The following is a 1,283-nucleotide window of genomic DNA, read 5'->3' as shown; positions in this document are numbered from 1 at the left end:
ACATCGGTTTGCCGAACCTGCACGTCGTTCACGCCTTCGACGGCGTTGAAACTGGTGTTCCAGGTATGACCACCATCTATCGAATATTCGACGGTGGCGCCAGTTTCAATGCCGGTAAGATTCAGCGTGCCGACATTGGTGACGTGGTCGGTGGCGCTGCTGCCGGAATCGGCGGTCAATGCGACGCTGGGCGCGGCGGCCGAGGTATCGAGCGTGAAACTGAACGACGTGGCCGACGACGTGTTGCCCGCGATGTCGATCTCTCGAACCTGCACGTTGTTCACGCCTTGGACGGCGCTGAAGCTGGTACTCCAATGTGCACCGCTGTCGATGCTGTACTGAACGGTTGCGCCGGTCTCGATGCCAGTGACGTTCAGCGTGCCGATATTGGTGATGTGGTCCGTGGCGCTGTTGCCCGAATCGGTGGTCAGCGCAACACCGGGCGCAGCAGCCGAGGTATCGAGCGTGAAGCTGAACGACGTGGCCGACGACGTGTTGCCCGCGACATCGATCTGGCGAACTTGCACATTGTTCACGCCTTCGATGGCACTGAAACTCGTACTCCAATGCGCACCGTTATCGATGCTGTACTGAACGGTTGCGCCGGTCTCGATGCCAGTGACGTTCAACGTACCGACATTGGTGATGTGATCAGTGACGCTGCTGCCGGAATCGGTGGTCAGCGCGACACCGGGCGCAGCGGCCGAGGTATCGAGCGTGAAGCTGAACGACGTGGCCGACGACGTGTTGCCCGCGACATCGATCTGTCGAACCTGCACATTGTTCAGTCCTTCGACGGCACTGAAGCTTGTGTTCCAATGCGCACCGTTATCGACGCTGTACTGAACGGTTGCGCCGGTTTCGATGCCCGAGAGGTTCAGCGTGCCGACGTTGGTGATGTGATCAGTAGCGCTGCTGCCGGAATCGGTGGTCAGCGCAACACCCGGCGCAGCGGCCGACGTATCCAGCGTGAAACTGAACGAGGTCGGGGCCGACGCATTACCCGCGACATCGACCTGCCGAACCTGCACATTATTCACGCCTTCGACGGCACTCAAGCTCGTACTCCAATGCGCACCGTTATCAACGCTGTACTGCACGGTGGCGCCGGTTTCGATGCCAGTGATGTTCAGCGTGCCGACGTTGGTGATGTGATCGGAGGCATTGCTACCGGAGTCGGTAGTCAACGCAACACCCGGCGCCCCAGCCGACGTATCCAGCGTGAAACTGAACGAGGTCGGGGCCGACGCATTACCCGCGACATCGACCTGCCGAACCTGCAC

At 60.2% G+C, this 1,283-nt stretch carries 1 protein-coding gene; it reads right to left on the bottom strand.

Going from position 1 to position 1,283, the window contains the following annotated elements:
- On the bottom strand, positions 1-1,283 hold a 1,283-nt coding region (locus tag AC3WLY_RS13475; protein ID WP_492332675.1), incomplete at both ends, for an Ig-like domain-containing protein.

It is taken from the genome of Burkholderia sp. FW306-1C-G01B (assembly GCF_058781685.1).
Note: the sequence above shows the minus strand (reverse complement) of the source record. Positions and strands in the feature narration are given on the sequence as shown.